Here is a 24197-nt window from a genome sequence, read left to right as displayed (position 1 = left end):
TCTAGTTGTCCTCGTGGCTTCTTGTTTTTGATCCACAACTGCTGCGGCGAGCCGGTGAGCGCTCTGCCAGCTCGGTCATCCTCGGCCGAAAGCGCAAGCGCCACATCCTCCCCGTCCTCCCTCTCGAGGGCGTAGAGGCGGGGGCGTAGTCTGCCAGCGATTCCGGAAAAAAAGCATGCGCCCCTGCCCCTTCTGCGCCTGTTGCAGGTGGCGCGCTGCGGGTGTACTGGAGGCTCGCCAGTTGCGGGAGAACCCCATGCGCCGCCCTTCGTTGCCGACTTCGCTCACCACCCTGGCCTGCGCCCTGCTCTGCCAGTTTGCCAGCGCCGAGCCACAGCTGCAGGCCTGGCTGGATCAACGGCCAGTGCCGCTGCAATGGAGCAACCCCGCGCCGCAGCGCTACAGCGTCGAGCTGGAGCTGAGCGCCGGCCAGCTGCGTCTGCAGGCACCCAATGCCAGCGGCAGCGCCCAGCCGCTGGCCCTGTACCAGCGTCAGGACTGGCACGCGGGCAGCTCACTCAGCCTGCAGATCGGCGAGCCCGGCCGCTATCGCCTGCTGTTTCAGGAAGACGCCCAGCCCCATCTGCGCCTGCTGCCGCTGCGCGAGCAGGCGCCGCGCAGCGCCTGCCGCACCTGGCAGGGCGAGGCGCTGAGCGTCGCGGTCGGCCAGGTATTCGCCGACGGCGAGGTGCTGCGCGATGCCTACAGCGGCCAGTTGGCCACGGTGGAAAACGGCCGCATCGAGCTGACCCCGGCAGCGCATAGCGACGGCCTGCTCCTGCTCGAGCCAGCCGAGCCGGCGCCAGCGCCCGCCCACGACTGGCGCAATGCCACGGTGTATTTCGCCATCACCGACCGCTTCGCCAATGGCGATACCGGCAACGACCGCAGCTACGGGCGCCAGCCCGACGGCGAGCAGGAGATCGGCACCTTCCATGGCGGCGACCTGCGCGGTCTGACCGGCAAGCTCGACTACCTGCAGCAGCTGGGGGTCAACGCGCTGTGGATCAGCGCGCCCTTCGAGCAGGTCCATGGCTGGGTCGGCGGCGGTGACAAGGGCGACTTTCGCCATTACGCCTACCACGGCTACTACGCCCTGGACTTCACCCGCCTGGACGCCAACATGGGGACGGAAGACGAGCTGCGCGAGCTGATCGCCCAGGCTCACGCCCGCGGCGTCCGCGTGCTGTTCGACGTGGTGCTCAACCACCCCGGCTATTCGACCCTGGCCGACATGCAGGCGCTCGGCTTCGGCGCGCTGCGTGGCGGCATGGACCAGTACCTGCCGCCGCGCTGGAGCGACTGGCAGCCGGAGAGCTTCGAGAACCTGCACGCCTACCACAACCTGATCGACTACCAGCACGACGCCTGGCGCCAGTGGTGGGGCAAGGACTGGGTACGCGCCGGCGTGGCCGACTATGACAGCCCGCCCAGCGTGCTGGTCGACCCGCGCCAGGGCTCGCTGGCCTTCCTCCCCGACTTCAAGACCGAGAGTCAGCAGCCGGTGTCCCTGCCGCCCTTCCTGCTGCGCAAGGCCGACACCCGCGCCGTGCCCCGCGAGGGCTACCGGGTGCGCGACTACCTGGTGGAATGGCTGAGCTTCTGGGTGCGCGAATTCGGCGTCGACGGCTTTCGCGCCGATACCGTCAAGCACGTCGAACTGGAGAGCTGGGCGGCGCTGCGCCAGGCGGCCGACAAGGCGCGCGCCGAGTGGTCGGCGGCCAACCCCGATGATCCCATGAGCGGCAGCCCGTTCTGGATGGTCGGCGAGGTGTTCGGCCACGGACCGCAGGCCAGCGTTTACCAGGACCACGGCTTCGACGCGCTGATCAACTTCGACTTCCAGGGCGAGCTGGCCGCCAAGGGCAGCGAGTGCCTGCGCCAGATCGAGGACGGCTACCGCGGCTATGCCGAGCTGCTGGCCAACGACGCGCGGCACAACTTCATGAGCTACGCCTCGTCCCACGACACCTCGCTGTTCTTCGCCGAACAGGGCGAGCGACTGGCGCGCCAGCGCGGCCTGGCCGGCGCCCTGCTGCTGGCACCCGGCGCGGTGCAGATCTACTACGGCGACGAAAGCGCCCGCCCGCTCGGGCCCACGGGTTCGGACCCGCACCAGGGCACGCGCTCGTCGATGAACTGGCACGCCCAGCAGCAGGCGCCGATCGCCGAACTGCTGGCGCACTGGCGCCTGCTCGGCCAGTTCCGCGCGCGCCACCCGGCCATCGGCGCCGGCCGCCACCAGCAGCTGTCCACCCAGCCCTACGCCTTCGCCCGCACCCTCGGCAAGGACCGGGTGGTGATAGTGCAAGGGCGATAAGCGCATATGCCAACGCCAACCCGTAGGGTGTGCTATGCGCACCAACAGGACCCGATATGACACCCGAACAACAACGCCGCCAAAGCCAACTGGCCTTCGCCGCCAGCCGCGCCGAACTGGAGGTGGGCTCACTCGCCGGTTGCCCGCTGCCCCTCGAACACCTGCTGGCCACCCGCCCCGGCAGCCCCTGGGTACGCCGCCACTTCGCCGGTGGGCTGACCGCCGAGGTCTACCAGCTGGAGGCCAGCGGCCGCCTGTGGACCCTCAAGCGCGCACGCCACCCGTGCAAGGTGCAGAACCCCGACGGCCAGACCTCCTTTCTCAACGAAGTGCAGCGCCGCGGCGAACTGCAGGCGCTCAAGCGCCAGGCGGACTGGCACGAGGCCCTGGCCGGCATCGTCGAGACCCGTTACGCCAGCTACCGCCACGGCCTGCTGCTGTCGCCCTGGATCGCCGGCGAGGCGATCGGCGAATGGGACGAGCGGCGCCTGCTGCAGCTGTTCGATACGCTGCTGGCGCTGCTGCAGCTGGGCTTCTTCGAGTGGGACCTGTGCCCGGGCAACCTGCTCGACGATGGCCGCATCCGCCTGTTCGACTTTGGCTACATGTACCGCTTCGACCCGCTGCGCGCGTGCAACAGCAACGGGTTGCTGACGCCGCAGCACCACGGCGCCGAGCGCTTCGAAACGCGCTGCTACTACGCCTACCTGCTGGGCCTGGAGCGCGAGCGCGGGCAGAGCGCCGCCCTGGCCGCGCTGGAGCTGGAAAAGCGCATCGCCCTGGAGTGCTACCAGCGTCTGCGCAGCAGGCTGATCAAACGCGGCGCCAGCGCCTCGGTGCTGGGTTGGCTGGGCGGCATCATCGGCCAGTGGCACACGGCGCTGCGTAGCGGGCTGGACGGCCTGTACCTGCGCGAGGCCTGGCGCTCGCACCTGAGCGACCTGGAAGACGACCTCGGCGGCCAGACCTGCACGCCGCTGACCCTGCAGCGCATCGACTGGCTGCAGCAGTGCCTGCACGAATGCGGCGCCCAGCTGCAGCGCCTGGAACTGCTCGCCGGGCGCACCCCGGACGCCTGGCGCGACGAACTGGAGCGGGCGCTGCAGCAGGCGCATGAGTGGCAGGTTAGGGAATAGGCGCGAGAGCGGCGGCTTGGTGCGCACCGCGGCCGCGGTGGTTCTTTTGGCATACCCCATCCAGCGGCGATAACCCGACCGGGCCCGGAATGGGCGCCGGCCTGGCGGATCGGCGTTTATCCTTGGTGCGCGCGGCGCACCCTACGGGACCCCGCCGGCCGTGGGGTTTCGCGGCGCCGCCTAGGCCGTACGAACCGGGTTTGTGGTCATTCGCCAAACGTTCCCTCGTCCTCTGCCACCCCGCCCCAATCCGCCGGGTACACGCCCTCGCGCACCAGGCGATGGAAGCTCGACCAGGGCCAATCCACCACCTGCTGCACCAGGCCATGGCGCACCGGATTCCAATGCAGGTAATCCAGGTGCCGGCGCAGGTCCTGTTCGTCGCGGATGCGGTGTTCCCAGAATCGCCGTTGCCACAAGCCCGCCTCGCGGCGCAGACGCCGGCTCAGGCTGACGCCCTCGGATTGCGGCAGGGCCTGGCTGGTCAGGCGCTTGATCATCGACCAGCGCAGGCCGAACTCGGCATCGCCCGGGGGCAGCTGCCACAGGCAGTGCAGGTGATCGGGCAGCAGCACCCAGCCGTGGATGGCAAAAGGATAGCCCCGGCGCACCTGCTCGATGGCGCCGCGCAATGCCGCGCGCACCGGCGCCTCGGTGAGAAACGGCCGGCGCTGGTGGCTGACCAGGGTGAAGAAATAGCAGGCGCCCTGCTCCCGGGCGCGGCGGTAGTCGGACATTCCCTGTCTCCTGAACGCTGTCGCCCGCTTCAGGATAGTCGGTGGTGCCAGCGTTGCAGCCGGTTCGATAATGATCGGTGCGCACGGCGCACCCTACGGTTCGCGGCATTGGCGTCGTCGTAGGGTGCGCCGTGCGCACCAATCCATGGGTTAGAAACTCCCCGCCGTGCTGGCCCCTGTCGCCACCGTCACGCTGTTGTTGCCGCCCGGCTGCCAGGTCTTGACCTGGGTCGGGTTGCTTTCGCTGCGCACTATGCACTTCCACTGCACCTGCTGGCCGGCCGGCAGGGCGATGCTGCCTTTCCAGGTCGGGTAGGCGCTGGTGTCGGTCAGGCGCACGGCGCCGGCCGGGCTCCAGTTGCCCAGCTGGGCGACATTGCCCAGCGCATAGACGCTGTCGCCCCACTGGGTCACGCCGTTGTCGCAACGGAAGTTGACGCTGACCAGGTTGCCCTGCTCATCCCCGCCGCCCTGACCGCTGCGCCAGATACGAATCGCGCCGTTATCAGTGTTGAGCGCCTGGGTGAAGTCGCCGCTGGCCACCTGGCCGGGCGAGGACAGGTTGGAGTCCAGGGCGATCAGCAGTTGCTGCTGGCTGCCGCTGATGGTCGCTACCAGGCCGGAGAAGCCCGAGTGGAACTGGATCGCCGAGGCCGCCTTGACCCCCGCCGTACGGCGGATCTGGATCAGCTGGCGGATGAAGTCGCCATGGCCCCAGTCGTACATGTGCGGCCAGTACACCACCGGTGTACCCGGGCTGCTGAGGATGTAGGCATAGGCCTGCTTCAGCCGCGCATCCGGCAGCGGCCAGTGGTGCTGGCCGCCGTGCGGGCCGGGCGAATAGCCGGTGTCGTGGTTGTCGACGAAGGTCACCGCCACCTCGCGCCAGCGCGCATCGGGGTTGCCGTTGAGGCCGTGGCGCCAGTCGGCGATGCCGCCGTTCTGCATGCGCTCCTTGAGGGCGAAGTCGAACACCGTGCACTTGGCGCGATCGGACCAGTCCTTGAGGATCTGCTGCCAGCTGGCGCCGTTGCGCCAGTCCCAGCTCGGGTACTCGCCCGGCGCCTTCCACAGCTCGCCGAGGCAGAAGCCGTTGTCGTGGGCATCGCTCATCCAGCTGGCGACCCGCTCGCCGGCGTAGCCGCGGACGAAGTCGAAGCGAAAGCCCCCGGCGCCATACTGGCTGCGCAGCCTGGCGAACTCGTCGCGGAACATCGCGTAGTTCTGCGGGTGGCCGGTATTGAGGTCGGCGTCGCCGCCCATGAAGCGGTCGCCGTCGTCGCAGTCGTTGGCGTAGTTGCCCGGGTCATTGCAGTCGTGGCGCCACAGCCCCTGGCCGGCCGGCAGGTTGATCTCCTTGTCCGGGTAGCCGCGGTTCATGTGGTTGGGCACCACGTCGTAGATGGGTTTGACCCCGGCCGCATTGAGCGCGCTGGCGGCCTGTCTGAGCAGGCTGTCGCTGCCATAGCGGCCGTTCTTGTTGAAGTCGTGCCAGAAGTAGCCTTCGCCACCGCCCGAGGTGCCGTTGCCGGGGTCGCTCCAGCTGGAGAAATCGCGCCAGGGCACCGGCATCCAGATCGCACTGAAGCCGTCGGCGGCCAGGGTCGGCGCCATGCTGGCCAGGGTCGCGTACCAGTTGCTCGAGGTCCGCACGGTATTCCAGTGAAAGCCCTGGAGGATGATCTCGTCGCCGCCGTGGTAGCGCACGCCGCTGGCGGTCTTGCCCGGCGCGTCGGCGGCACGCACCAGATTGCCCCAGGGGTAGGCCAGCGGCGCCAGGGCCAGGGTCAGCGCGGCCAGTCGCAGGTATCGGTTCATCTTGAAGCTCCGTTCTTGTCATTGTTGTGAGCATCCGACTACGGGGGCTGCCCCCGGATGGACTGATCGGCCGCCCGCGCGGGCGAGCCGATGACGCCAGCCTGCCGCGCAGGCAGGCGCGGCCAAACCTCCCCGCCCCGGTTTTTCCCGGCGTAGGGCGCAGGCGTAGAAATGCGCCCTGCCCACCATCCCCCGGCCGCTTCGCTACGCCTCGCCGCTCCGCCTCGAAAAATTCCTGCAAGGGAGGATGTGGCGGCACCTGGCCTTACCCGACTCTTGCCCGCAGTCGCCACCGGGGCCCACTGCCCGGCCCGGTCGCGCCGCCCAGTAAGTCCGACTCCGAATCCAACAAGAAAAAAGGACCCCACGATGAACACCATGCAACCCGCCCAGCTGCTGCGTCCCAGCGCCCTGCTCGTCGCCATGCTGCTGGCCACCCCGGCCCTGGCCGTGGACTTCCACGGCTATCTGCGCTCCGGCATCGGTGCCACCGCCGGTGGCGGCGACCAGGCCTGCTTCCAGGCTGCCGGCGCGCCGGCCAAGTACCGTCTCGGCAACGAGTGCGAGACCTACGCCGAGATCGGTCTCGGCCACGAGGTGTGGAAGGAAGGCGAGCAGAGCTTCTATATCGACAGCATGATCGCCTACAAATCGGACCAGGCTAACGACTGGGAGGCCACCGACGGCGACAGCAACCCGTACGCCAACGGCACCAGCTCGATCCGCCAGTTCAACGTGCAGGCCAAGAACTTCCTGCCGGCCCTGCCCGGCGCCGCCCTGTGGGCCGGCAAGCGCTACTACAAGCGCAACGACGTGCACATCAACGACTACTACTACTGGGACGTTTCCGGCCCCGGCGCCGGCATCGAGGACATCGACCTGGGCTTCGCCAAGGCGCACGTGGCCTGGATGCGCAACACCGATGGCGACTGGGTCTACGAAGGCACCGGCACCGGCACCAACGTGGCCAACGACACCCTCGACCTGCGCCTGACCGACATCGACTTCAACACCGACGGCAAACTGGAGCTCGGCTACGACTACGGCAAGGCCAACCTCACCGAACAGCAGAAGGATGACCCCGGCTACACCAACCAGAAGGGTCATCTGGTCACCGTGCAGCACATCCAGGGCAACTGGTTCGGCGGCTTCAACAAGCTCGCCCTGCAGTACGGCACCGACGGCATCATCGGCAGCACCGGGCGCAACAGCACCGGCAACAGCGACGGCAAGATGTTCCGCCTGGTCAACCAGGGCGTGGTCGGCCTCTCCGACGACATCGAGATGATGTACGTGCAGATCTACGAGGATAAGGACTTCGACAACGACTCCGGGCAGACCTGGACCTCGTTCGGCGTGCGCCCGGTGTACAAGTGGACCAACACCATGAGCACCGCGCTGGAGTTCGGCTACGACCATATCGACCCGCAGGCCAAGGGCGAGAAGTCCCGCGACCTGAAGAAAGTCACCCTGGCCCAGCAGTGGTCGGCCGGCCGCAGCTTCTGGGCGCGTCCGCAGATCCGTGTGTTCGCCACCTACGCCATGTGGGACGGCGGCAAGTACAACGCCGCCAGCGAATCCATCGATGCCGGCGACGACAACGGCCTCACCTTTGGCGTCCAGGCCGAAGCCTGGTGGTAAGCGCTCGGGCATCCGTTGCATCCGGATGCCCGGCAATACCGTAACGCTGCTCCTGTGGTCCTTGCCCCGGTTCTGCAATAGGCCGGGGCCTTTTACCAGGCGTGACATAAAAAGAGGAATAACCCATGCCACCGTTCAAGATCGCCAGCCTCGCGCTGCTCACCGTTCTGCTAACCGGCTGCGCCAGCGAGCCGCTGCGCCGCATCGATGCCCTGAGCAGCAGTCCGGCCCCTTTGCAGACCTCCGCCGGCAGCGCCGAACAGGCTCTGGTCGCCGCGCCATCCTGCTGCGCCTCGCTGCGCGAGCTGCCCTACCAGCCGATCCCGGCGAACTTCAGCGGCGAGGTGCGCATCGACGCCAGCGCCCCGGCGTTCGCCTTCGACAGCGGCAAGAGTTTTTTCCGTGCCTTCCAGCTGCCGGCCGCCAGCAAGTCGTTCGAGATCCGCCTGTACAGCCAGGCCGGCGACACGGTGCTGGCGCCCAACGCCATGCTGCTCGACAGCCAGTTCCGCGTCACCCGCCTGCTCGGCGCCGAGGACTTCGTCTACGCCCCGGCCTCCGGGCTCAAGGGCGACAGCCTGGACGCGCGCCTGCGCGTCGACCGCCTGTATCCGGACAATCCGGGCAACGAACACTACCTGGTGCTCTACACCAGCGAGGCGCAGATGCGCGGCCAGACCGTCATCGAACATCCGGCCAAGGCCTTCGCCCGCGCCCTCGGCAACGAGGCGCCGAACATTCCCGACCCGGTGGCCAAGCATGCGCCGGTGGGGGTGATCAAGATGGTGCTGATCGAGGACAAGGTGGCCGGCCAGCAGGCCAACACCTATGTGCCGCCGTTCAGCATCGGCCGCGAGATGGGCAACCAGCTGCCCAGCGTGCCGGCCCCGGCGGTGCTGCCGGAAACCCAGGCCTACTACCGCCAGGGCATCGACGCCGCGCTGGCGAGCAAGGACCTCGAACGCGCCCTGCGCCTGGCCGACGAAGCCGCGCGGGTCGGCGACGCCAGTGCCAAGGCCTATCTGCTCGAACGCATCCAGATCCGCTGAGGTCACGGCGGGGCCGTGCTGAGCGGCCCCACTCTCCAATCCCCTCCAGGGAAATTCGGGCGGCCTCGGCCGCCTTTTTTTTCGAACCTGGGGTGCGCCGCGCGCACCGTCGCGCACTACACGCGGAAGCGGCTGACCATCGCCTGCAACTGCCCGCCCAGACGCGCCAGCTCGGCCGAGGACTTGGCCGTCTCGTCGCTGGCGGTGGCGGTCTGCTCGGAGACGTCGCGCACGCTGAGGATGCTGCGGCTGATCTCCTCGGCCACCGCGCTCTGCTCTTCCGCAGCGGCAGCGATCTGCTGGTTCATCGACTGGATGTTGGACACCGCCAGGGTGATGCTGCCCAGCGAGTCGCCGGCCTTGCGCGTCAGCTCGACGCTGCTGTCGGTGAGGTTGCGGCTGTTGCGCATCACCGCCGCCACCTGCTGGGTACCGCTCTGCAGCCCGGCGATCAGCGCCTCGATCTCCTCGGTGGATTTCTGCGTGCGCTGCGCCAGGCCGCGCACCTCGTCGGCGACCACGGCGAAACCGCGTCCCGCCTCGCCGGCACGCGCCGCCTCGATGGCCGCGTTGAGCGCCAGCAGGTTGGTCTGCTCGGCCACCGACTTGATCACGTCCATCACGCTGCCGATCTTGTCGCTCTCCTGCTGCAGGCCGTGCATCGCCTCGCTGGAGCGGCTGACCTCGGCGGCCAGGCGCTCAATCTGCACGATCACCTCGGCCACCACCTGATCGCCCAGGCGCGCCTGGCCGTCGGCGTCGTTGGCCGCCTGCGAGGCCTGCTCGGCGTTGCGCGCCACTTCCTGCACGGTGGCCGACATCTCGTGCATGGCGGTGGCCACCTGGTCGGTCTCGCTCTTCTGGCTGTTGGCGCCGGCGCTGGTCTGCTCGGTGACGGCCGACAGCTCCTCGGCGGCGCTGGCGATCTGGGTGACGCTGTCACGGATGCCGCCGATCAACTCGCGCAGGGTCGTGGCCATGTGCTGGATGCCCTGCTGCAGCTGACCCATCTCGTCGCGACGGTCGACCCGCACGCTGGCGGTCAGGTCGCCATCGGCGATGCGCTGCACCGCGCCCAGGGTGTCCTGCAGCGGACGGGTGATCTGGCGGGTGATGATCCACGCGGCCAGCACGCCGAAGAGCATGGCCAGCAGCGTGGCACCGATCTGCAGGCTGCGCGCCTGGGCGCTCTCGATGGCCATGCGCTCCATCTGGAACTTGTACAGTGCCTCGCTGATGCGCACGATCTCGCCCTGCTGGTCGGTCATCTCCTGGCGGGTGCGGGCGATGTCGGCGGTGGCGTTCTTGAACGCCTGCATGGTCTGCTCGAACTGGCCCAGCGCCGCGGCGATGCGTTGCACCGCATCCTGCTGGGCGCTACCGAAGGCCTGCTGCAGCGCGCCGAGGCTGGCGCGGGCAGCGGCGATGCGCTCGGCCAGGGCCTGCTCGGTCTGTGCATCGGGGGTGCTCTCGTAACGCTCGAGCAGGTAGCGCAGACGCAGCAGTTCGGCCTGCGTGTGGGTCAGCGCCTGCAGTTGGGCGAAACGGCTGCTGTCGTATTCCGGCAGCAGCTGCACGCTGCGCTGCATGGCGGCGAGCAGTTCGCCGAGCTGCTGATCTTCCGCCAGCACCTTGCGCCGCGCCTCGTCGGCCGCGGCGTAGGCGGCACGCATGCCGGCCAGCGAGCGCTGGTAGTCCTGGTTGTAGCGGTCCTGCTCCTGCAGCAGCTTGACGTTCACCGGGTTGGTGAAGGTGCCGAGCAGCTTCTTCTGCTGCTGCAGATAGATGTCGAGGTTGGTCAGCAGCCGCTCGCTGCTGGGGGCGTCGCCCTTGGCCAGCATGAACTGCAGACGGGCGATGCGCAGGTTGGTCAGGGTGGTGTTGAGCTGGGAGATCTCGCTCATCCAGGTGCTGCGCTGGATGACGCTGCCCAGGCCGCTCCAGGCGGTCCAGGCCAGCGCCAGGGTAAGGGCCAGCACCAGGCCGAAGCCGAGCGCGAGCTTGCGGGTGACGCTGAGGTTGGCAAACCAGGTGTTCATGACAATTCTCCAACTGTTCGGATGACAGGCGGTTCGGGTTTAGCTGGAGAATTGTTTTTGTAGAGCCAGCACAGGGGCTGTGCTGACGCTCCGCGCGCTGCCCTGGGCACACCGGCAGGTGAAATTTCGTGAAAAATCATCCGCCTGCGGCGGCTGCGCGTACCCGCCCCGGTACGCCGGGGCGGGTTCTTCAGGGCGCGCGCTGGCCGCGGGCCGCCTCGCTGAGGTAGAACCAGGTCGGCGCATCGAGCTGCAGCTCGGCGCCGGCCAGCGCCTCTTCGATACGTGCCTCGCGCAGGCTGCCGAGAATCGGCACCGGGCGTCCCGGCAGGCGGCGCAGCCAGGCCAGGGCAACCTGCAGCGGCGTTGCCTGCAGCGCCGTCGCCACCTCCTCCAGCGCCTGCTGCAGCGCCGGGGCGAAACGGCCGCCGGCCAGCGGCGACCAGGCCAGCACCTGCAAGCCATCGGCCTGCAGCGCCTGCAGACGGCCGTCCCAGGCCGCCTGCTGGGCACTGAGCGACAGCTCGATCTGGTTGCAGCGCAGCTCCAGCTCGCGGCCGAGCACCTGCCAGTGCAGCGGCTCGGCATTGGACAGGCCGAGCCAACCGACCTTGCCCGCCGCCACCAGCGCCTGCAGGGCGCGCGTCACTTCCTCGGCCTGCAGCAGCGGGTCGGGACGATGCAGCAGAAAGCCGTCCAGCCGCTCGACGCCCAGGCGCTGCAGCGAGGCGTCCACTGCCCGGGTCAGGTAGCTCGCCGCCGTGTTGTAGTGCTTGACCCGCCAGCGCGAGACGTCCTGCGCCGCCGGCACGATGTCGGCCTTGCTGATCAGTTGCAGCTGCGCTCGCAGTTGCGGGCGCAGACGCAGTGCCGCGCCGAAACGCGCCTCGCATTCGCCCAGACCGTAGATATCGGCGTGATCGAAGCCATTGAGGCCACGCTCGACGCTGCGCTCGATAAAGCCGAGCAGCGCCTGCGGCGTGTCCAGCTCGGCGCATTCAAGCAGGCGCATCATGCCCAGCAGCAGGGGTTGCTGGATCGGAAATGCGGTCATAAGAGGATTCCAGGTAACCGGTGGTGCGCACGGCCTGGGCGGCCCCGCGACACCCTGCGGGATAGTGACGAATCGTAGGGTGCGCTATGCGCACCACTAGGCCGATCAGAGATTTCAGCCCAACAACTGCAACGCCTCGGTGCTGCACTGCTGGATACGCGCCCAATCGCCCTGCTCGACCCATTCGCGCTGGAACATCCAGGTGCCGCCGACGCACATCACGTTGGGCTGGGCCATGTAGCGCTGCAGGTTGTCCGGGCCAATGCCGCCGGTGGGGCAGAAACGCACGCCGCCGAACGGACCGGCCAGCGCCTTGAGCGCGGCGACGCCGCCGCAGACCTCGGCCGGGAACAGCTTGAAGCGGCGATAGCCGAGGGCGTAGCCGACCATCAGCTCGGAGGCGCTGCTCACGCCCGGCAGCAGCGGTACCGGGCTGTCCAGGGCGGCCAGCAGCAGCTCGCGGGTGCTGCCCGGGGTGACGATGAACTGGGCGCCGGCCTCGATGGCAGCGGCCAGCATCTGCTCGTCGAGCACGGTGCCGGCACCGACGCACAGCTCGGGACGCTCGGCGCGCAGGCGACGGATCGCCTCCAGGCCGTGCTCGGAGCGCAGGGTCACCTCCAGCACGCGCAGGCCACCGGCGGCCAGCGCGTCGGCCAGCGGCAGGATGTCCGCCTCGCGGGCGATGGTGATCACCGGCATGATCCGCGCCTGGGCGCAGATGCGGTCGATCTCGGCGATGTGTTCGGCCATGCGCGCGCGCTGGCCTTCGTTGGGGCTGGTCATGTCAGGGGCACCAATAGATTTCGAGAGGGGAATGCAGGAAGGCGCGGATCGGCATGCTCGCCACCTCGCCGGGCGCCAGCGCCTCGGCCAGGGTGGCCAGCTTGGCCTGGCCCTGGATCGCCAGCAGCGGCAGGCGCGCGCCGGCCAGCAGCGGCAGGGTCAGGGTCAGGCGCTGCGCCGGCTGGCTCGGCGCCTGCATCGGCAATACCCGGCGCGGGCAGTCGGCGCGCAGCGCCTGGTCGAGATTGGGACTGTCCGGAAACAGCGAGGCGGTGTGGCCGTCGTCGCCCATGCCGAGCACCAGCACGTCGATCGGCGGCAGTTCGGCAAAGGCCGCATCGGCCAGCTCCGCCGCCTGCTCCAGGCTGCCGGCGACCCGGTACAGGCCGAGGAACTTCGCCTCGGAGGCCGCGCCACGCAGCAGATGACGACGCACCAGCGCCTCGTTGCTGCTGGCATGATTGACCGGCACCCAGCGCTCGTCGGCCAGGCTCACCAGCACCTGGCGCCAGTCCAGCGGCTGCTGCGCCAGGGCGTCGAAGAAGGCCACCGGGCTGCGTCCGCCGGACACCACCAGGGTGGCGCTGCCACGATTGTCGATGGCCTGGCGCAGGGCGTCGGCCACGCGCAGGGCCAGGGCATCGGCATGCGCCTCTGCGCTGGCATCGCTACGGGCAACCACACCCGTGGGCAGTTCAAGGTCAGAGATCGCCATACCAGCTCCTCCCGTCACGAGTGATCAGTGCCACCGAGGCCATCGGGCCCCAGCTACCGGCGGTATAGGGTTTCGGCGCCTCGCCGAGCTGCTTCCAGCCGGCGATCAGCTGGTCGCACCACTGCCAGGCGTATTCGATTTCGTCCTTGCGCACGAACAGGTTCTGGTTGCCGCGCATCACTTCCAGCAGCAGACGTTCGTAGGCATCGGGAATCCGCGCGCTGCGGTAGGTATCGGAGAAGCTCAGCTGCAGCGGGCCGCTGCGCAGCTGCATGCCCTTGTCCAGGCCCTGATCCTTGGTCAGCACCTGCAGGGCGATGCCCTCGTCCGGCTGCAGGCGGATGATCAGCTTGTTGCCGATCAGCTGGCGCTGCTCAGGGGCGAAGATGTAGTGCGGCGGCGCCTTGAAGTGGATGACGATCTGCGACAGCTTCTGCGGCATGCGCTTGCCGGTGCGCAGATAGAAGGGCACGCCGGCCCAGCGCCAGTTGCGGATGTCGGCACGCAGGGCGACGAAGGTTTCGGTGTCGCTCTGGGTGTTGGAATTCTCTTCCTCCAGATAGCCCGGCACCGGCCGACCGTCGCTGCTGCCGGCCACGTACTGGCCGCGCACCACACGCTGGCCGAGCTGTTCGGCGCTGATCGGCTCCAGGGCCTTGAGCACCTTGACCTTCTCGTCGCGGATGCTGTCGGCGGACAGGTCGCTGGGCGGGTCCATGGCGATCAGGCAGAGCAGCTGCAGCAGGTGGTTCTGGATCATGTCGCGCAGTTGGCCGGCCTGGTCGAAATAGCCCCAGCGCCCCTCGATGCCGACCTTCTCGGCCACGGTGATTTCCACGTGGGAGATGTGGTTCTGGTTCCACTGGGTTTCGAACAGGCTGTTGGCGAAGCGCAGGGCAATCAGATTCTGCACCGTCTCCTTGCCCAGGTAATGGTCGATGCGATAGACGCGGTTCTCCGCGAACACCTGCGCCACCGCGTCGTTCACCGCACGCGAAGAGGCCAGGTCGTGGCCGATGGGTTTTTCCAGCACCACCCGGCAGCGCTCGGCCAGTCCCACCGCGGCCAGGTTGGCGCAGATGCCGCCGTACACCGAGGCCGGGGTGGCGAAATAGGCGATCAGCTGATCGTGGCCGGCCAGTTCGGCCAGGGCCAGGTAGTTGTCGGCCTGCAGAAAATCCATGGTCAGGTAATGCAGACGCGCCTGGAAGCGCGCCAGGGCGCCCTCTTCCAGCTCCTTGGCCGGCACGTGCAGGCGCAGGGCCTGGTCGATGGCGGCAAGATGGCGTTGGGGCTCGCCGGCTTCACGGGCCAGCGCGAGGATGCGGGTGTCGTCGTGCAGCAAACCGGCGCGATCGAGCTGGTAAAGCGCAGGAAAAAGCTTGCGCAGAGCCAGGTCGCCAAGGGCGCCGAACAGGGCAAAGGTACAGGATTCGAGCTTTATCGCGGCCATGATGTTTGTTCTTTTATCAAGATGCACTAGAAATACCCTGTAGCAGTCGGCTTATCAAGAGAAAATGTTGTAATAAAAACAACATTTCTTCATTTTCCTGATAATCAGTGGTGGCCGCCGGGCGTCATCAGTAGGATAGGCCGGCTGTCGCCACTGCCCGCCGACGGCGCCAAGCCTGATCATCTGTCTGTTAGGAGCCCTTATGGACCGCGTGCGCAATCTGCTGGAACAGATCCAGAGCCGCCTGGACGACCTGAACAAGGCCGAGCGCAAGGTGGCCGAGGTGATCCTGCATGACCCGCAGCAGGCCACCCGCTTCAGCATCGCCGCGCTGGCCCAGGCCGCCGCGGTCAGCGAGCCGACGGTCAACCGCTTCTGCCGCTCGTTCGGCGCCAACGGCTACCCCGAGCTGAAGATGCAACTGGCGCAGAGCCTGGCCAGCGGCGCCGCCTACGTCAGCCGCGCGGTTTCCGCCGACGACGGCCCCGAGGCCTACACGCGCAAGATCTTCGGCAGCACCATCGCCTCGCTGGACGCCGCCTGCCAGAGCCTCGATCCGCAGCACGTCAGCCGCGCCGTCGACCTGCTGATCCAGGCGCGGCAGATCCACTTCTTCGGCCTCGGCGCCTCGGCTTCGGTGGCACTGGACGCACAACACAAGTTCTTCCGTTTCAACCTGGCGGTGTCGGCGCACTCCGACGTGCTGATGCAGCGCATGATCGCCTCGGTGGCCCATACCGGCGACCTGTTCGTGATCATTTCCTACACCGGGCGCACCCGCGAGCTGGTGGAGGTGGCACGCCTGGCGCGGGAAAACGGCGCCTCGGTACTCGGCCTCACCGCCGCCGGCTCGCCGCTGGCCAAGGCCAGCACCCTGAGCCTGGACATCCCGCTGCCGGAAGACACCGACATCTACATGCCGATGACCTCGCGCATCATCCAGCTCACCGTGCTCGACGTGCTCGCCACCGGCGTCACCCTGCGCCGCGGCGTGGATTTCCAGCCGCACCTGCGCAAGATCAAGGAAAGCCTGACCGCCAGCCGTTACCCCGCGGATGAAGAGCCTTTGTAGGTCTGACAAGGCATTGTCCAATCTGTTGCGGCCGTGATTGCACGGCCAGAAGCCGCACTTGTGCGCAAGCGGCGCGGCGCCTCTCGCGGCTGACCGGCCCTGATTCCAGAACGCCGCGGACCAGGCCAACGCGTGGCCGCTTCTGCTAGGCTTGCCGGCTTTCCGAGCAAGCCCAGGCCCCACACCATGCAAGCACTGATCGCCCTCAGCCGTTTCATCGGCAACACCTTCGCCGTCTGGGTGTTGCTGTTCGCCGTACTGGCCTTCTTCCAGCCCGGCTGGTTCCTGCCACTGACCGCCTGGATCGTCCCGCTGCTCGGGCTGATCATGTTCGGCATGGGCCTGACCCTCAAGGCCACGGACTTTCAGGAAGTCGCCCGTCGCCCGCTGGCGGTGCTGCTCGGCGTGCTGGCGCAGTTCAGCATCATGCCGCTGCTGGCCTGGGGCCTGTGCCAGGTGTTCGCCCTGCCAGCGGAAATCGCCGTCGGCGTGATTCTGGTCGGCTGCTGCCCGGGCGGCACCGCCTCCAACGTGATCACCTGGTTCGCCCGTGGCGACCTGGCGCTGTCGGTGTCGATCACCGCCGTCACCACCCTGCTCGCCCCGCTGGTCACCCCGGCGCTGATCTGGCTGCTGGCCTCGGAGTGGCTGCCGGTGTCGTTCAGCGCCATGTTCATTTCCATCCTCAAGATGGTGCTGCTGCCGATCGTCCTCGGCCTGATCGCCCAGCGCCTGCTCGGCGCGCGGGTGAAAACCGCCGTCGAGGTGCTGCCGCTGATCTCGGTGATGAGCATCGTCGCCATCGTCGCCGCCGTGGTGGCCGCCAGCCAGGGCAGGATCGCCGAGTCCGGCCTGCTGATCATGGCGGTGGTGATCCTGCACAACGGCATCGGCCTGGGCCTGGGTTATCTGGCCGGGCGCCTGTTCGGCATGTCGCTGGCGCAGCGCAAGACGCTGTCCATCGAAGTCGGCATGCAGAACTCCGGCCTCGGCGCCGCCCTGGCCAGCGCCCACTTCAGCCCGCTGGCGGCGGTGCCCAGCGCGCTGTTCAGCGTCTGGCACAACCTGTCCGGCCCGTTGCTGGCCACGCTGTATCGTCGGCTCGGTCAGAATATTTCGAAAAGCTCCAGCTGAATCAACAGCTTCCGCTTATCCGGGGCAGCTTGCCCCGGCCCCATCCATGTGCAGAATAGGCGCCACGCGAGGACGACCTCCGCATCGCCGCAACGGCGATGAAGCATCCGGGGACGGCCCCTTCAGTCAGCACTGGAGGTCACCATGTCCTGGATCATTCTGCTGCTCGCCGGCCTGTTCGAGGTCGGCTGGGCCATCGGCCTGAAATACACCGACGGCTTTACCCGCCCGCTGCCCACCCTGCTTACCGTCTGCGCCATGCTGGTCAGCCTGGCCCTGCTCGGCCTGGCCATGAAGGAACTGCCGCTGGGCACCGCCTACGCCATCTGGACCGGCGTCGGCGCGGTGGGCACGGTGATCGCCGGCGTCGTCCTGTTCGGCGAATCCATGGCGCTGCTGCGCCTGGCCAGCGTGCTGCTGATCGTCTGCGGATTGATCGGGCTCAAATTGAGCCACTGAAAGGCTGGTGCGCACGGCGCACCCTACGGGCCGGCACCATCTCCTCGCCGTAGGGTGTCGCGGGGCCGCCTAGGCCGTGCGCACCAACTGCCATCAACGCCAATTCCCGCGCAACTCCGCCACCTGCGCCTGCAGCATTTCACGCTTGGCCTGCTCCGGCGCCAGCGGCGCCCCGGCCACCAGCCCGACCCGCGACCAGAAACGCTTGAACAGCCCCTTGTGCGGATCGCGACTGAAGAAGCTGCCCCACAGTCCCTGCAGCGCCATGGGAATCACCGGCACCGGGTTTTCCTCGAGAATGCGCTCGACCCCGGCCTTGAACTCGTTGATCTCGCCATCGCCGGTCAGCTTGCCCTCGGGGAAGATGCATACCAGCTCGCCGTTGCGCAGGTACTCGGCGATCTTCTTGAACGCCGCGTCGTAGATCAGCAGGTCCTCGTTGCGCCCGGCGATCGGCACGGTGCCGGCAGTGCGGAAGACGAAGTTGAGTACCGGCAGATCGTAGATCTTGTAGTACATGACGAAGCGCACCGGCCGCCGCACCGCGCCGCCGATCAGCAGCGCATCGACGAAGGACACGTGGTTGCACACCAGCACCGCCGCGCCCTCGTCGGGAATGGCATCGAGCCCCTTGTGCTCGACCCGGTACATCGAATGCCCCAGCAGCCAGATGAGAAAGCGCATGCTGAATTCGGGGACGATCTTGAAGATGTAGCTGTTGACCGCCACGTTCATCAGCGAGATGGCCAGGAACAGCTGCGGAATCGACAGCCCGGCGACGCTGAGAAAGAGGATCGCGACGATGGCCGAGGCGACCATGAACAGCGCGTTGAGGATGTTGTTGGCGGCGATCACCCGCGCCCGCTCGTGCTCGGCGGTGCGCGACTGGATCAGCGCATACAGCGGCACGATATAGAAGCCGCCGAACAGACCGATGCCGAGAATGCAGCCGAGAATCCACCAGGCCTGACCATGGCCGAGCAGCGCCAGCCAGTCATGCGGCGCGGCACCCTGCGGGAAACCGCCGGAGAACCACCACAGCAGCATGCCGAACAGGGTCAGGCCGATGGAGCCGAACGGCACCAGGCCGATCTCCACCTTGTGTCCACTCATGCGCTCGCAAAGCATCGAACCCAGGCCGATCCCCAGCGAGAACACGGTGAGAATCAGCGTTACCACGCTCTCGTCACCGTGCAGCCACTCCTTGGCGTAGGCCGGAATCTGCGTCAGGTAGATCGCGCCGAGGAACCAGAACCAGGAGTTGCCCACCAGCGAACGCGACACCGCCGGACGCTGGCCCAGGCCGAGCTTCATGATCACCCAGGACTGGCGGAAGATGTTCCAGTCCAGCGGCAGCGTCGGCATCGCCGCCGCCGCACGCGGAATGCCATGGCTGGCCAGGTAACCGAGCAGCGCCACACCGACCACCGAGCCGGCGACGATGGGCGCGTAACTGCTGCTGGCCATCATGATGCCGGCACCGATGGTGCCGGCCAGAATCGCCAGGAAGGTGCCCATCTCCACCAGGGCGTTGCCGCCCACCAGCTCTTCTTCCTTGAGGTGCTGCGGCAGGATCGAATACTTCACCGGACCGAACAGCGCCGACTGGGTGCCCATGGCGAACAGCACCACCAGCATCAGCGGCAGGCTGTCGAGCAGCACCCCGGCGGCGCCGGTGAGCATGATGAACACCTCGGCCAGCTTGATCCGACGGATCAGCGCGTCCTTGGCGAACTTCTCGCCGAACTGGCCGCCGAGGGCGGAGAACAGAAAGAACGGCAGGATGAACAGCAAGGCGCAGAGGTTGACCAGCAGATCGCGGTCGACGCCGGTGTTGAGCTTGAACAGGATGGCGAGAATCAGCGACTGCTTGAAGATGTTGTCATTGAAGGCGCCGAGCAATTGCGTCACGAAAAACGGCAGAAAGCGCTTCTTGCCGAGCAGGGCGAATTGCGATTGTTGGGTCATCGTCCATGGTCCTCGCGGGGTCGGGTTTGCCCGCACAGGCATTTGACTGCAATTGCCCCGCCGAAAGCCACAGGGCAAATGCGAACATCTTGGCGATCACAGGATAGCGTGGAGACACCGCGGGTGCGCCGTGCGCACCACATACAACCCGAAGCCCTCGGTGCGCATGGCGCACCCTACGAAACCCGCCTCCCCGTGGGGTGCGCCGCGCGCACCGCATACAACCCGAAACCCTCGGTGCGCGTGGCACACCCCACGAAGCCCGCCCCCCCCGTAGGGTGCGCCGCGCGCACCGCATACAACCCGAGACCCTCGGTGCGCATGGCGCACCCTACGATGCCAGCCACCCCGTGGGGTGCGCCGCGCGCACCGCATACAACCCGAAACCCTCGGTGCGCATGGCGCACCCTACGATGCCCGCCTCCCCGTAGGGTGCGCCGCGCGCACCAAGACCCCGCCGAATCCCTGGTGCGCACAGCGCACCCTACGCAGCCTGGTCATGCTGGAAAATCCACGCTCCCGGCATGCCTCTCACACCTTACGCAGCGCAAAAAAAACGGCAGCCCATCGGGCTACCGTTCTCGAACTCGGAGAAAACGCCAGTGCCTCGCACCGGCTACAACCTCACCTGCATTCCCTGGGGAATGCCGTAGCAGTCTGACAAAAGCCAGGGGCAGCGTCCGTTTAGCTTTGTTACCTGCCTGCAAAGAAATGTAAACGCCGGGTGACCAGGCGGTCCCGGCCGCGGCACAATCACGCCCCATGAACGCCTACCATCCCGCCTGCTGCAGCCCCCTCGACGATCACGACCCGCTACCGCGCCCACTCGCCGGCACGCAGCTGATCAGCACGCGCTTCGACCCCGCCCTGGTGACCGAAGACGACTTCGCCCGCTGCGGCATCGCCCCGGTGCGCGGCGTGGCCAAGCGCCAGGCCGAATACCTGGCCGGGCGCCTGTGCGCACGCGAAGCGCTGCGCCGCGTGACCGGCGAGCCCTGCGTGCCGGCAGTTGGTGAAGACCGCGCGCCGCAGTGGCCGCCAGGCGTGGCCGGCTCCATCACCCATGGCGACAACTGGGCCGCGGCACTGGTCGCGCCCGACACCCAATGGCGCGCCCTAGGCATGGACGTGGAGCGCCTGCTGCCCGCCGACCGCGCCCTGCGCCTGCAGGGCGAGATCCTCACCCCCGCCGAAGTGCAGCGGCTGCAGGCGCTGGACGACGAGGCCCGTGCCGCGCGCATCAGCCTCACCTTCTCGCTCAAGGAAAGCCTGTTCAAGGCGCTCTATCCGCTGACCCTGACGCGCTTCTATTTCCACGACGCCGAGCTGCTGAACCTCGATGAGGACAGCGCGCGCCTGCGCCTGCTGATCGACCTGCATGCGGACTGGCGCGCAGGCGCCGAACTGGACGGCCAGTTCGTGCTGTTCGAGGGCAAGGTGCTGAGCCTGGTGGCGGTGGCGGCGTGACCCTAAGTCCCGCCATACGCGGATAATCCGCTGCGCGCGGCGCACCCTACAAAGCAGGCGGCGGCCGCGGCGTAGCCCGGATGAAATCCGGGAGCAGGTAGCCGGCCAGCCCCGGATTGCATCCGGGCTACAGCGCCGGCAAAAAATCGGTGCGCACGGCGCACCCTACGGGGCGGGGTGCACCATGCGCACCGGGTCCAACACAAAATCGCGCCCTACTCTCCCTGCCGCCGCGGCCATACCAGGCTGAAACGCGCGCCGCCGAGACTTTCGCTGCGACCGATCTGCGCGCGGCCGCCGTGCCAGTAGATGATCCTGCGCACGATGGACAGGCCCAGCCCGTGCCCGCCGGACGCCCGCGTGCGGCTGTCGTCGAGACGCAGGAAGGGGCTGAACAACCGCTCCCAGGCCTCTTCCGGCACGCCCGGCCCGTCGTCTTCGACGTCGATGCGGCAACGCTTGTAACCCACCTGGCAACTGATCAGCACCCGTCCTTCGGCATAGCGCATGGCGTTGCTCACCAGGTTCTGCAGCGCCCGGTGCAGGTAGCGCGGCTCGGCTTCGACCCAGCAGGCGCCGTCGGCCTGCACGCTGAGCACCGCGCCACACTCCACGCGCACCTTGTTGCTCAGCGGCGCCAGCTCCTCGATCACCTGATCGATCAGCGCACGCAGCTCCACCTGCTGGAAATTCAACGCCGGCGACCCCTGCTCCAGACGCGCGTAGGTCAGCATCTCGTCGACCAGCTTGTCGAGGTCCTGGATATCGCTGTCCATGCCCTCCATGTACTTGCGCCGCGCCGCCTCGTCCGGTGCATCGGCGATCATCTCCAGGCCGAAGCGCAGGCGCGCCACCGGCGTGCGCAACTCGTGGGACACCGCGCGCACCAGCTCGCGCTGGGTGCTCAGGGAGGTCTGCAGGTGCTCGGCCATGGCATTGAAGCTGCTGGCCAGGCGCCCGACCGAGTCGGCGCCACGCGTCGGCACACGTGCATCCAGGCGGCCGCTGGCGATATGCGTAGCCGCGCCTTCCAGCCCCCGCAGGCGCTGCTCCAGCGAGCGCACCAGCAGGTAGACGATCAGGCCGATCAGGCTCAGCCCCAGGGCGCCGATCACCACCAGCAGTTGCGGCGGATAGGGGTTCATCTGGTACAGCGGACCGATTTCCAGCACCCAGGGGGTATCGACGATGCCGGAGAACACGTGGATGGAATCGCCGCCCTTGCCCAGCGCCATCACCGTATCACCCTCGTCGATACGCCGCCGCTGATCGAGGTCGAGCCCCGCCTCGCCGAGCTGCACCAGTTGCAGGTCGAAGCCGAACTGCTTGGCGGTTTTCAGCTCGGCTAGACGCTGCGGCTGCTCGTCCACCGGGTAGCGGATCAGCTCGTCGATCAGCAGGTAGTTGGTGGCCCGCGCCAGTTGCTCGCTGATCTGCTGGATCTCGCCGGTCAGCAGCAGGCCCGGCTTGCCGTCGAGCAGGCCGTAGACCTTGGCCGAGTGCGGGCCGGTCTGGCGCACCAGCACCTGGCCGCGCTGCAGACGGTTGCGCTCGCCGGCTTCCAGCGGCACGTCGCTCATTGCCTGCAGCTGCAGCGGAATACCGAGCAGGCGCGACCACACCGCCAGCGCCCGACGCCGCTCCACCTCGTTCATCGGCACCAGGTTGTCGGCCATCAGGCGGAAGGTGCCGCGCGCCAGCCCCTCGCGGTACTGATCGCCACGCACCTCGTTGACCAGATGCAGGGTGCCGACGCCCAGCAGCGCCACCAGCACCAGTGCGGCGAGCATGCCGCCGTAGATGCGCAGGAAGATGGAGTTCATGGCAGGCCGGTCAATCGCCCACGGCCGCGTCACCCAGCGGCAACGCCTCGGCCGCCTCGGCGACGAACAGATAACCCTTGCTGCGCACCGTCTTGATCAGCCGCGGGTGCATGGGGTCGTCGCCGATCTTCGGGCGGATGCGCGAGATGCGTACGTCGATGGAGCGGTCCTGACCGTCGTATTCGATGCCGCGCAGGGAATTGAAGATCTCCTCGCGCGACAGGATGCGCCCGGCATTGACCGCCAGCAGCCATAGCAGGTCGAACTCGGCGCTGGTCAGCTCGATGCCCTGCTCGCCCAGCCAGGCTTCGCGCATGGCGCTGTCGATGGCCAGCGGGCCGAACTGCAGACGGCGCGGCTGGCCCTCGTCGCGCTCGGCCTCGCTGCCCTCGCGGCGGCGCAGCAACGCGCGAATGCGCGCCAGCAGCACGCGCGGGCGCACCGGCTTGCAGACGTAATCGTCGGCGCCCATCTCCAGGCCCAGTACCTGGTCCATATCGTCGGTGCGGGCGGTCAGCATCAGGATCGGCCCCTTGTAGCCGGCGCGCACCTTGCGGCAGATGCTCAGACCGTCCTCGCCCGGCAGCATCAGATCGAGCATCACCAGGTCCGGCTGTTCGGCGAGGATGCGCGCCGCAGCGCGGGCGCCATCGGCCTCTATGGCCACCCGCAGACCGTTGCCCTCCAGGTACTCGCGGGTCAACTGCGCCAGGCGTTGGTCATCCTCGACGATCAGAATCCGCCACGCTTCTTGTTCCACGCCCTCATCCTCTCTCGACTGCCGCCATGGGAAACCCAGGCATTGTAAGAGCGCGCCGCCGATACCGCGAGAAGGGGCTGTGTTCAAGGCCGGCGAACGACCATACGCCTCGCGCCGGACGCTCGCAGGGTGTTGCGGGGCCGTCTAGGCGCGCACCTGCTTTTATGACTCCCCGGCGTCGGCCGCCAATGCACGCAGCCCGGGTGCCCCTCCCAAGCAGCGGCGATCAACTGCCCCTATATATAGTGGTAAGCTGCGCAGGCCTCGACGCGCCGGCGCCCCCATCGCAACGCCCCCGCCAGCCGCGACAAACGGTCAGAGCCAGGCCCCATGAGGGCTACCCGACAGACCGGGTCAGTCACCCACAAACGACCCACAAGTTATCCACAGGATATTCTTCGCAAGCCGCCTTGCAATGCCTCAAACAGCGCACTATCTTGTATCCCCATTGCTCGCCACCCACCAGATATTGGGTTGAAGCGAAAAACCGGACACAAGAAGAACGAATCGCGCAAGCCCCTTTCGCAGGGTTTTCCCGGTCTTTCAGACAGCAGTTTCGCAGCACCCCAGGCCTGGCCTGGGTTACAGCCACGAAGCACCTCTTGCAGGTACTTCGCGAGCCGGTCAGGCAGCGCGCCGAGTCGCCAGCCGACCACTATATGTAGTAGGCGGGGTGCCGTAATGCCCTGCCAGACTTTGCGCCAGGACGGCACTCAAGTCGTGCCCACCCTGCCCGCTCTTGCGACACCCCGTACCCGGCCCCGCT

18 protein-coding genes are annotated in these 24197 nt (G+C 67.7%); 8 read left to right on the top strand and 10 right to left on the bottom strand.

Annotation, left to right across the window (positions count from 1 at the left end; translation table 11 throughout):
• Positions 1–256: 256 nt before the first annotated feature.
• Complete coding sequence (locus L1F06_RS06865) at positions 257–2320, top strand: alpha-amylase (protein ID WP_129483829.1); 2064 nt, start codon at positions 257–259, stop codon at positions 2318–2320.
• A 56-nt stretch (positions 2321–2376) separates the two neighbouring features.
• Complete coding sequence (locus L1F06_RS06860) at positions 2377–3456, top strand: protein kinase family protein (protein WP_129483828.1); 1080 nt, start codon at positions 2377–2379, stop codon at positions 3454–3456.
• A 206-nt stretch (positions 3457–3662) separates the two neighbouring features.
• Here the strand turns inward: L1F06_RS06860 and L1F06_RS06855 are convergent, their stop codons facing one another.
• Positions 3663–4193: an REP-associated tyrosine transposase gene (locus tag L1F06_RS06855; protein ID WP_129483827.1), complete on the bottom strand. Its 531-nt coding sequence runs from the start codon at positions 4191–4193 to the stop codon at positions 3663–3665.
• Positions 4194–4343: 150 nt separating this feature from the next.
• Positions 4344–6011, bottom strand: coding sequence for a glucan 1,4-alpha-maltotetraohydrolase domain-containing protein (locus L1F06_RS06850; protein ID WP_252576741.1), 1668 nt, complete (start codon positions 6009–6011; stop codon positions 4344–4346).
• Positions 6012–6380: 369 nt separating this feature from the next.
• Between L1F06_RS06850 and L1F06_RS06845 the strand changes: the two genes are divergently transcribed.
• Together L1F06_RS06845 and L1F06_RS06840 are read left to right on the top strand one after the other, a co-directional pair.
• Positions 6381–7652 (top strand): maltoporin, encoded by a 1272-nt coding sequence (locus L1F06_RS06845; RefSeq protein ID WP_012019253.1) that lies wholly within the window; start codon positions 6381–6383, stop codon positions 7650–7652.
• A gap of 125 nt (positions 7653–7777) precedes the next feature.
• Positions 7778–8701, top strand: coding sequence for a MalM family protein (locus L1F06_RS06840; RefSeq protein WP_129483826.1), 924 nt, complete (start codon positions 7778–7780; stop codon positions 8699–8701).
• 116 nt (positions 8702–8817) lie between these two features.
• Here the strand turns inward: L1F06_RS06840 and L1F06_RS06835 are convergent, their stop codons facing one another.
• The 5 genes from L1F06_RS06835 to zwf all read right to left on the bottom strand — a co-directional run bounded on the left by L1F06_RS06835 (position 8818) and on the right by zwf (position 14748).
• Positions 8818–10740: a methyl-accepting chemotaxis protein gene (locus tag L1F06_RS06835; protein ID WP_129483825.1), complete on the bottom strand. Its 1923-nt coding sequence runs from the start codon at positions 10738–10740 to the stop codon at positions 8818–8820.
• Positions 10741–10930: 190 nt separating this feature from the next.
• Positions 10931–11794 carry an aldo/keto reductase gene (locus tag L1F06_RS06830; RefSeq protein ID WP_129483824.1) on the bottom strand — a complete coding sequence of 288 codons (864 nt, stop codon included), beginning with the start codon at positions 11792–11794 and terminating at the stop codon, positions 10931–10933.
• A 114-nt stretch (positions 11795–11908) separates the two neighbouring features.
• Positions 11909–12580 carry a bifunctional 4-hydroxy-2-oxoglutarate aldolase/2-dehydro-3-deoxy-phosphogluconate aldolase gene (locus L1F06_RS06825; RefSeq protein ID WP_129483823.1) on the bottom strand — a complete coding sequence of 224 codons (672 nt, stop codon included), beginning with the start codon at positions 12578–12580 and terminating at the stop codon, positions 11909–11911.
• Position 12581: 1 nt separating this feature from the next.
• Entirely contained in the window at positions 12582–13295 is a 714-nt protein-coding gene (pgl, locus tag L1F06_RS06820; protein WP_096827061.1) for a 6-phosphogluconolactonase, read from the bottom strand.
• On the bottom strand, positions 13282–14748 hold the full coding sequence (gene zwf / locus L1F06_RS06815) for a glucose-6-phosphate dehydrogenase (RefSeq protein ID WP_096827063.1): 1467 nt from the start codon (positions 14746–14748) through the stop codon (positions 13282–13284). Before zwf ends, pgl begins: the two co-directional genes overlap by 14 nt.
• Before the next feature lie 202 nt (positions 14749–14950).
• Between zwf and L1F06_RS06810 the strand changes: the two genes are divergently transcribed.
• The 3 genes from L1F06_RS06810 (at position 14951) to sugE (ending at position 17413) form a co-directional block, all read left to right on the top strand.
• Positions 14951–15820 carry a MurR/RpiR family transcriptional regulator gene (locus L1F06_RS06810; protein ID WP_003241823.1) on the top strand — a complete coding sequence of 290 codons (870 nt, stop codon included), beginning with the start codon at positions 14951–14953 and terminating at the stop codon, positions 15818–15820.
• A gap of 186 nt (positions 15821–16006) precedes the next feature.
• Entirely contained in the window at positions 16007–16954 is a 948-nt protein-coding gene (locus L1F06_RS06805) for a bile acid:sodium symporter family protein (RefSeq protein WP_129483822.1), read from the top strand.
• Positions 16955–17098: 144 nt separating this feature from the next.
• Positions 17099–17413: a quaternary ammonium compound efflux SMR transporter SugE gene (sugE, locus tag L1F06_RS06800; protein ID WP_129483821.1), complete on the top strand. Its 315-nt coding sequence runs from the start codon at positions 17099–17101 to the stop codon at positions 17411–17413.
• A gap of 93 nt (positions 17414–17506) precedes the next feature.
• On the opposite strand, the gene L1F06_RS06795 is transcribed toward sugE, so the two are convergent.
• Positions 17507–19381 carry an MFS transporter gene (locus tag L1F06_RS06795; RefSeq protein WP_129483820.1) on the bottom strand — a complete coding sequence of 625 codons (1875 nt, stop codon included), beginning with the start codon at positions 19379–19381 and terminating at the stop codon, positions 17507–17509.
• A 762-nt stretch (positions 19382–20143) separates the two neighbouring features.
• Here L1F06_RS06795 and L1F06_RS06790 point away from each other — a divergent pair.
• Positions 20144–20848, top strand: coding sequence for a 4'-phosphopantetheinyl transferase family protein (locus L1F06_RS06790; RefSeq protein ID WP_129483819.1), 705 nt, complete (start codon positions 20144–20146; stop codon positions 20846–20848).
• A gap of 215 nt (positions 20849–21063) precedes the next feature.
• Here the strand turns inward: L1F06_RS06790 and L1F06_RS06785 are convergent, their stop codons facing one another.
• Together L1F06_RS06785 and L1F06_RS06780 are read right to left on the bottom strand one after the other, a co-directional pair.
• Positions 21064–22671 carry an ATP-binding protein gene (locus L1F06_RS06785; RefSeq protein ID WP_129483818.1) on the bottom strand — a complete coding sequence of 536 codons (1608 nt, stop codon included), beginning with the start codon at positions 22669–22671 and terminating at the stop codon, positions 21064–21066.
• Between the two features lie 10 nt (positions 22672–22681).
• Positions 22682–23431: a response regulator gene (locus tag L1F06_RS06780; protein WP_003241811.1), complete on the bottom strand. Its 750-nt coding sequence runs from the start codon at positions 23429–23431 to the stop codon at positions 22682–22684.
• Positions 23432–24197 lie beyond the last annotated feature (766 nt).

This window comes from Pseudomonas hydrolytica (genome assembly GCF_021495345.1).
Taxonomy (GTDB): Bacteria; Pseudomonadota; Gammaproteobacteria; order Pseudomonadales; family Pseudomonadaceae; genus Aquipseudomonas; species Aquipseudomonas hydrolytica.
This window is presented reverse-complemented; position numbering and strand designations above follow the sequence as displayed.